The sequence below is a fragment of the Paenibacillus rhizoryzae genome (assembly GCF_059686995.1).
The window spans coordinates 1-8,178 of record NZ_JCAALT010000026.1 but is presented as its reverse complement, the minus strand read 5'-3'; the positions used below and the strand labels follow the sequence as shown (position 1 = coordinate 8,178).

At 49.9% G+C, this 8,178-nt stretch carries 6 protein-coding genes; 4 read left to right on the top strand and 2 right to left on the bottom strand.

What is annotated here, in order from left to right; all coding sequences use genetic code 11:
* The first annotated feature begins 301 nt into the window (after positions 1-301).
* Positions 302-1,348 (top strand): multicopper oxidase domain-containing protein, encoded by a 1,047-nt coding sequence (locus AC6ESO_RS30390; protein WP_497094609.1) that lies wholly within the window; start codon positions 302-304, stop codon positions 1,346-1,348.
* 15 nt (positions 1,349-1,363) lie between these two features.
* Complete coding sequence (locus AC6ESO_RS30385) at positions 1,364-2,566, top strand: ZIP family metal transporter (protein ID WP_497094608.1); 1,203 nt, start codon at positions 1,364-1,366, stop codon at positions 2,564-2,566.
* A gap of 117 nt (positions 2,567-2,683) precedes the next feature.
* On the opposite strand, the gene AC6ESO_RS30380 is transcribed toward AC6ESO_RS30385, so the two are convergent.
* Positions 2,684-4,165 carry an LGFP repeat-containing protein gene (locus AC6ESO_RS30380; protein WP_497094607.1) on the bottom strand — a complete coding sequence of 494 codons (1,482 nt, stop codon included), beginning with the start codon at positions 4,163-4,165 and terminating at the stop codon, positions 2,684-2,686.
* Between the two features lie 206 nt (positions 4,166-4,371).
* Positions 4,372-5,283 carry a helix-turn-helix domain-containing protein gene (locus tag AC6ESO_RS30375; protein ID WP_497094606.1) on the bottom strand — a complete coding sequence of 304 codons (912 nt, stop codon included), beginning with the start codon at positions 5,281-5,283 and terminating at the stop codon, positions 4,372-4,374.
* A gap of 388 nt (positions 5,284-5,671) precedes the next feature.
* Between AC6ESO_RS30375 and AC6ESO_RS30370 the strand changes: the two genes are divergently transcribed.
* Entirely contained in the window at positions 5,672-7,414 is a 1,743-nt protein-coding gene (locus AC6ESO_RS30370; protein WP_497094605.1) for a proline--tRNA ligase, read from the top strand.
* A 79-nt stretch (positions 7,415-7,493) separates the two neighbouring features.
* The gene (locus AC6ESO_RS30365; RefSeq protein ID WP_497094604.1) at positions 7,494-7,943 is read left to right on the top strand and encodes a GyrI-like domain-containing protein; all 450 of its coding nucleotides are present in this window, start codon (positions 7,494-7,496) and stop codon (positions 7,941-7,943) included.
* The last annotated feature ends 235 nt before the right edge of the window (positions 7,944-8,178 follow it).

Genomic DNA, 8,178 nt, shown 5'->3' with positions numbered 1-8,178 from the left:
CTCTGCGCCATTTAAATAAGCCTTCACGGCTTGATACTTCTCATCTTCAGTAAACTTACTCAAAAAAACACCCCACTTGGTAGATGAGTCTAACAAGTGGGGTGCAGTTCACTTTGCGGACTTTTTTATTTTTTGGTGAAGAAATTTATGGTTTACAAACGCAGGCGTTCAGCATATATTTAAGTCATTCAAGTTTTGCTCTAGGGAAACATTTTGTCCCTTATCCACATTAATATTTTTTTGATTATTTTTTTGCACACGGAAAACTTAATTTACTTTATGCAAAATAGGGGGTGGCATCATGGCATTTAATCTTAAACGCCCTGTCTCCAGGCGGGATGTTCTGAAATGGGGAGCTGCAGGAGTATTAGGTGCTTTCAGCGGAGGCTTATTCAGCCCAGGCTCCTTATTAGGGAAACCGGTCAAGGCGATGACCAAACACGAGGTGCATTCGGCATTAAAACAGCATAAACACCAGACGATGGCACATGGCTATGATCCGGGGAAGGATCAGACTTATGGCTTGCAAGCCGCGATCAAATCGTTAACAGAGTTTGATTACGGCAAGGTGAGTACCCGTGCAGACGGACGGACAGTACGCGAATACACGATGGTAGCTTCGGATTCGAATGTCGAAATCGCGAAAGGCATCACGTTTCCGGGCTGGACGTATAACGGGACCATTCCGGGGCCAACGATCCGCTGTACGGAAGGCGATATTGTGCGAGTCAAGTTCTGGAACGGCTCCTCGCATCCTCACTCGATTCATTTTCACGGCATTCATCCAACTCGAATGGACGGCATTGAACCGGTACCGACCGGAACGGAATTTATCTATGAGTTTGAAGCAAAACCTGCCGGCATGCATGTGTACCATTGCCATATTCCGCCTTTATCCAAGCACATTCACAAAGGACTTTACGGAAATTTCATCGTTGATCCGAAGGTGCCGAGGAAGAAAGCTCGCGAGTTCAATATGGTCATGAATGGCTTCGATCTGGATTTAGACGGAGAGAATGAAATCTACACCGTGAACGGCTATGCTTTCGCCTTCCAGGCTTGGCCGATTCCGGTGAAAGCCGGGGAGCTGGTCCGGGTTTATCTAAGCAACTTAACGGAATTCGATCTTATCAATTCCTTCCATCTTCATGCGAACTTCTTCAAGTACTACGAGGTAGGCGCCGATCCGGATGCCAGACCGGTATTGACCGACACCATTATGCAATGCCAAGGGCAGCGCGGCATTCTGGAGATGATATTTCCTGAACCTGGCCAGTATATGTTCCACGCTCATCAAAGTGAATTTGCCGAGCTGGGCTGGATGGGATTCTTCGAGGTCAAAGCGTAGGAGGGAGGGGTTTGCATGGAGATAAAAGTCGTGAATACTGCGAAACAGAAACCACCTAGAAGCAAGCTGCTTTGGATATGGGGAGGCGCGCCTCTCATCCTACTTATTCTGGTCATTTACTTCATTTCGAATCTAGGGACTGGTATTAAGGATGAGCCGGTCGCGCCGATCGAAGCGCTTAATGTCCAGAAAATTGTGCTTACCCATGAAGGTTTTACGCTGCATGTACTGAACACGGGGCCGGAGAAAGTTACGATCGCGCAGGTACTTGTAAACGATGCCTTCTGGAATGCGGATTTCCATCCCAGTGCTTCTATTGGACGACTTGCGCAAACCGAAATTAAGATTCCGTATGGCTGGGTCGAAGGAGATCCCTACGAAATTAAGCTGATTACGACGAACGGATTGATTTTCGCAGGAGAGGTGCCTGTTGCAGCGTTGACGCCGGTGCCGGATGCTTCTCGTGTAGCCCAGTATGCATTGATCGGTTTCTATGTAGGGGTAGTTCCCGTAGGATTAGGATTACTGTGGTTCCCCTTCTTACGCCGATTCTCGCAGCGCGGGATGCAAGCCGTTCTGGCTCTGACGGTGGGTTTACTGTTCTTCCTCGTTATTGACACGTTTGAGGAAGGGTTTGAATTAGGGGCTGAAGCACCCGGTATCTTCCAAGGCAATGGTCTGGTTTGGTTCGGCGCACTTCTCAGTTTCTTGTTCCTGGTTGCCATAGATCAAGCAAACGAGCGAAAAGGTGCGGTTAGCGGCAAACAGGTGGCTTTCAAAATCGCCGGAGGCATCGGTCTGCATAATCTAGGCGAAGGACTGGCCATCGGCGCAGCATTCGCAGCCGGTGAAGCAGCTCTCGGAACCTTCCTCATCATTGGGTTTACGCTTCACAACATCACCGAAGGTGTCGGAATTGCCGCTCCGCTTCTGCAAGATCGCCCGACTTGGCGGACTTTTGTAGGATTAGCGCTTCTTGGCGGAGGACCGGCGATCATCGGTACGTGGACTGGCGGATTCATTTTCAACGAAGCCTTTGCAGCATTGTTCTTTGGTATTGGAGCAGGGGCAATTATGCAGGTCATATACGTGATTAGTAAGATGGTTGTCAGAGAGGCTGGGAAGAGCGGAAGCGCGGTCGTGTCTTGGAGCAATCTGGGCAGTCTCTTTCTGGGGATTCTCATTATGTATGTGACTGCGTTGTTTGTTAGCGTTTAATTTGGCAACATAATTATAGTTATGTAAACTAATATATTCCTGAGACGTTTAACGAACTGAAACACTGCAAAGGAACAAGAGAAAGGAGAGGCAGCAGCCTCTCCTTTTTGTCTTCTTCTAGAACACCTGAACACCATTTGTTGGATCCCACGTCATGTAACCGCCTTGGAAGTTTTGCCTCGTTCCGGCACCATATGAAAATTCATCGCTCGTCGGGAATTGGAGGTAGGTATGGTTTGTACCCTGCAGGTAGGTTTGCCAGAAGCCATTGCGAACTTGAAACGTTCCGCTGCCCGATGTCATGATAGCGCTGGCCCCGATGCTGCCCCCGTCAAAATCCTGCACATAACCATAATCCCAATAGTGCACGTATGCGCTGCCCCCATTGTCATATGGAGACCCGTTCGTTGCCATGCCACCGTGGCTGTTGAAGTAGTTAAGGATGTTCGTATTCGTCGTTCCGCCTGATAGCTTACCTTCGTACGCTGTTGCATTGCGGAAATTCGTCCAACCGGTTTTCTTATCCGATGTGCCCAAACCACTGGATTTGAAGATTCCATAACGGAGCGATGGCTCGTCTTGGAGGTAAAACCAAACGCCGCTTTGGATATATGGAGAGGCTTTCATGACATTGTACGCAGCCGTAATATTAGAGGCCTGCACGGCTTCGCTGACGGCATCTGTTGTCCAGCCAATCTCCGTCATGAAGATTTTCTTAGGCGTACCCGAACCTTCATAGGCTGCATATGCGCTGTGTACGTAGTTGATGTAATTGTTCAGCTGTGTAGTGGAGACGGATCCGCCCTGATCAATATAGATATGCTGACCAATATGATCGAGAGGGTAGGATCCTGCATTGGACTGGATCCAATTCCAGCTCCCTACCGTTGTGCCTTCGTAGTACGTATCGCTAATATAATCGGCACCTGAACCGCCGGAGGAGTAGCCTGCAATATCGTGACCGAATACGCCGCCGCTGATGACTTCCACATCGTAGTTGTTATAGTATTTCATCTGCGTATAGACGTGGCCCAGCATAGCGGCGAAATTAGAAGGATAAATATACGAGCATCCGGTGTAAACACCAGGTGACGGATTCGAGCCCCAGCAATTCGGCTCATTCCATACTTCCCAATACTTGATGATACCATCGTAATGGCCAGCCATCCGTCCGGCTAAGTACCCGAATTGGTCGATGAAATTATTGTAGCCGTCCCCACCGGGCGTATTTTCCGCATTGTTAGCTGTCCAATCCGATTGCGTGCCAGGCCAGGATTCATTCGATATCAGTCCGATGACTTGAAGACCTTTACTGCGCAATCTGTTCACAATCGTATCGTAGGTGCTGTAAAATGCTGCGGTATCCGAGGTGTACGGTCCGAGGCGAAAGTTAAGCCGTACAAATCCAGCTCCACTATCGGCTAGCGCTTGCGCAACCGCATTCGTAATGAGAATGTTGCCGGAATCATCGATGGGACGCCCGAATTGGATGCCTTGTGGACCGGCTGCTGCTGCTTCGCGTACGCCTACAAAGCTGAATGCTGCTAATACAAAGGCGGCGATCATCATAGCGGCCACCCAGGTTGAAACTCGTTTCATCACGATACCTCCTTAGGAGTTGAAATCGTTTACACTTCTAATTGTATGCGGGCTGAAATCAGAACCCTCCTTTACAATCTGGACCTCATTCGAGTGGATATTCATGGGTTATATGTGATCTGTAAAACGCGATGATGTTGCTTTAAGTGCTTACAAATCGTGATCTTGGCTAAGGATTACTTATAATTTCAGGACAATATTCAGCGTTAGGAGTGCGCGTTGGCATTCAAGCGTTGATCACTTGGCGGATAGCCATAGACACGGCGAAAGAGCTGACTCAGATAGCTGCCATTCGCAAAACCAATTTCTTGCGCAATGCGGTCTAAGGAATAGTCAGACTGCCTGAGTAGATGCATGGCGCGGTTTAAGCGAATTTCGGTGAGGTAACGATTCAGCGTTTTACCCGTGACGAGCTTGAACATCCGTCCTAGATGACGCGGGCTGAAGTGTACATGATCAGCTACTTGCTCAAGCGTAATCGGGTGTTGATAGTTATCCTCAAGAAACAGAATCGTTTCGAGGATGACCTCATAGCCTTGTCTTTTGACGGGTACGGAATAGGTGGCCTGTTTGTTTTCTCCTGCCAACATTCTGGCTGTTGCCAGAATGACGCCGGCAAGTCGACTTTGAATCGCCGAGTAGTAGCCGACGAATTGACGATTGGCTTCTTCGGCACATGAGACGAAGAGCGGAATCGCGCCAAGGGAGTCCGGGAGGCCGCCGCAAACGGGAGTATTGAAAATATGGAGCAGCTGCTTGGCTTCTTGGAGGCTATGAGGTTCAGCGTTCTCTTGAATTGAAAATTGGCATTGCAGACAAAGCTCAGCCATTGGTTCTTGCTGATCCGAGACTTGCGTATGGACAATCTCAGGGCCGGTTAAATAAAACATATTCGACTCGACATGGAAAGGGATTTGTTCCATACGGACAAAACCTTTGCCGGAGGTGATGAAATGGAATTCATAGGAGGAATGTTTATGCTCGGGTACTTGCCAGCCCGGTCCGGGAGGGACGTAGTTGATTTTGATGACATCGACCTGCAGGGCGCCGATCGAAAGCTGAACCGGCATCCGTTCCAAGTTGCGAAAATGTCGTTTGATGGGGTCTAGATCCAGCAAAATGAACCACCTGCTTTCATAATCGTTCTGGTACTAGCTTATTCGCGGTTTCCGGTTGACTTGCCGCTTAACTTGTTGTACCTTTAGAATCACATTAAATTGAACGACCATGATCAAGGATATGCGTTCTTGTCATTCTGTGCCCAGAGAGGGAGCCCACCCGGCTGAGAGGCTTCCCGCAGATCCAAGAATCGCCCTGCCTTGTAGTCGCTGCAAGGAACCCTGCTTTCCGTATTTGCAGCCGGGATCACCCCGTTATCCGTACAAAAGAGCCGCTGCTTCTATGCGGCTGAATTTTGGGTGGTACCACGAGCGCGCACTCGTCCCTTAACCAGGGATGGGTGCGCGTTTTTTGTATTTTGATGCCTATGGAAAAGGTGGTATTTCGATGAGACAGAAATCAGTATTCTTACCAACCCTGAGGGAAGTTCCTGCAGATGCAGAAGCTGTAAGTCATAAGTGGCTTGTTAAAGGCGGATTTATTCGTCAGCTCTCCGCCGGCGTTTATTCCTTCCTGCCTTTAGGTCGCCGCGTGCTGCGCAAAGTAGAAGCTATTGTTCGATATGAAATGGAACAGACCGGTGCGCAGGAGGTGCTGCTGCCTGCTCTTCAGCCTGCTGATTTATGGCAGCAATCAGGGCGATACGATGTCTATGGTCCGGAGCTGGTACGGCTTCAGGACCGCAACGGTCGTGAATTCGTGCTCGGTCCGACGCATGAAGAAGTCATTACGCAGCTTGTAGGTCAGGAGATCTCCACTTATCGCAAGCTGCCTGTCACGCTGTTTCAGCTGCAAACCAAGTTCCGCGACGAACGCCGGCCGCGCTTTGGTTTGCTGCGTTGCAGAGAGTTCGTCATGAAGGATGCGTATTCTTTCGACAGTGATTGGGAGGGGCTCGATCGGACGTATCAGGCGATGTACGAGGCTTATCATCGTATATTCGAGCGCTGTGGGCTGGAGTTCCGCGCTGTACAAGCAGATGCGGGTGCTATCGGCGGCGAAGGCGGGACCCATGAGTTTATGGCGATAGCCGAGTCCGGTGAGGATGATGTCGTTACCTGCAGCTCCTGCGATTATGCGGCGAACATGGAGAAAGCGATAAGTCTTGAAGCGGCGAGTGTCGAAGCTGGCAACAGAAGTATAGCAAGAGATCAGTCGGCAGATGGATTGCAAGCGGCGGCAGAACAATTCCACACGCCTGGTATGAGAACCATTGACGAGTTGGCAGCAGGACTTGGCATCGGTCATGATGAACTGATTAAGACACTGATCTATGTTGCTGATGGAAAACCGGTTGCCGTACTTGTGCGAGGGGACCACAGCATTAACGAAACGAAAGTGCTCAATGCGCTTCAAGCTGTCACGCTTACGCTTGCCGATACCGAAACGGTCAGAACCGTGACAGGTGCCGGTACCGGATTCGCTGGACCAATCGGACTTGCGATCCCGCTGCTGGTTGACCTTGAAGTTGGATTAATGAAGGCAGGTATTGCTGGCGCTAATGTAACAGATTATCATGTTCGTCATGTTGTTCCAGGGCGAGACTTCTCCCTGGAGCGGATCGGGGATTTCCGCAATGTGGAGGTAGGCGATCATTGTCCAAGCTGCGAGCAAGGAGAGCTGCGGACAATTCGCGGCATCGAAATTGGTCATGTGTTCAAACTGGGCACCAAGTATAGCGAGAAGCTTGGCGCGCAGTTCGTGGATTCGACCGGTGAAACGAAGCCAATTATTATGGGCTGTTACGGGATTGGCATTTCCCGGCTTCTATCGGCCATCATTGAGCAGCATCATGACGAGAACGGTATGCTGTGGCCAACCGCTGTTGCGCCGTACGATGTTCACCTTATCCCGGTTTCAACGCAGGATAGCCTACAGATGGAAGTGGTAGAGAAGCTGTATGCGCAACTACAGGCTGCAGGAATTGACGTGCTGCTGGATGACCGCGATGAACGGCTAGGTGTAAAGCTCAAGGACAGCGATCTAATCGGGCTTCCAATTCGGATTGTCGTTGGCAAAGGCGTTGCGGAAGGCCAGGTTGAATGGAAAGTGCGCCATGCTACTGGCGCTGCGGATCGATTGGCAATTGCGGACGTGCTTTCGACTGTTCAAAGTACGATTGGTGTTTAACATGCGATTCATGGGACTTCTTGAACGAATGGTAGTGTTGGCGGGTTAGGATGAGCGTGATGAATGGAGGTTATGGCGGATGGCGGGACAAGTAGTTATCGTGAATGAACCGAAAAGCTTCGTATTGCACGGATTCTCGAAGGTACATGTGGAAGGCACGCCGTACAGCACTGATGTTCGGGAGCTGATGGATAAACTATGGGGCGTCATTCAGAAGTTCAAACTACCCCATCGCGGTATCAATCATATGGTGTACGAGAAAGATGGTCGCGTATTTGCTGGAGTGGAGCTTGAGGAAGCCGCTTCCGAGATCGAGCACGGTTTGGAGTCGTTGATCGTAACGCTGCCGGAGCACGCCTATTACAAACATGTCGGATCGTATGATCGTTTGGGCGAGGCGTATGATGCCATTCACGCAGGTCTTGCAGCACAAGGAAAATCGCAGACTAAACCGCTTGTCGAAGTGTACGGACATTCGTCGGACGATCCAGCGAAGCTTGAGACCGAAATTTACAGCTCCATTCATTAGCGGCGTATCGTGAGCGGAAACCGAGAGTAGAGAAATCCGACTCTCAGTAAACAAACTAGCGCCGTGGTGGATGCCCCCAGACAACAAAGAATCGCTTGCGCGAAAACAAAAGCCCCATACCAACCTGAACTGCACCCCTTATAGTGGACATTGGAAAAACACCCTAGTGTTTAACCGATGAAAACTATAGGGGGTGCTTTTTGTATGGCAAGAAAGGGGCAACGACTTCAGACAT